This is a genomic window from Variovorax sp. 22077, assembly GCF_052044195.1.
Taxonomy (GTDB): domain Bacteria; phylum Pseudomonadota; class Gammaproteobacteria; order Burkholderiales; family Burkholderiaceae_C; genus Variovorax; species Variovorax atrisoli.
The window spans coordinates 1-303 of record NZ_JBQEQC010000140.1; the positions used below are offsets into that span (position 1 = coordinate 1).

Annotated in this window: 1 pseudogene; it reads right to left on the minus strand. The window is 67.7% G+C overall.

The features are described 5' to 3' along the window. Positions 1 to 303, minus strand: a pseudogene (locus ACTJLF_RS34855) (DUF802 domain-containing protein); the annotation flags it as partial.

The following is a 303-nucleotide window of genomic DNA, read 5'->3' on the forward strand; positions in this document are numbered from 1 at the left end:
GTGCCTCGGATGCGGCCTGCAGCAGCTTCTCGATCTCGGCGATGGTGTTCTTCGCATGCGCTTCGTTCTGGGCCGACATCTCGTGCGCGGTCTGCGCCATGGCGTCGAGAAGCTGCTTCTGCTGGCTGCTGGTGTGCTCGCCGGCCTGCTGCCATTCCTGGCGCAGCGAGGCGGCCATGTCGGTGAGCGACTGCGTCCAGGCCGAGAGGCGCTGTTCGTCGCGCGAGGTCATCTGCGACACGATCTCTGCCGCGGCGCGCGGTGCCTCGGATGCGGCCTGCAGCAGCTTCTCGATCTCGGCGA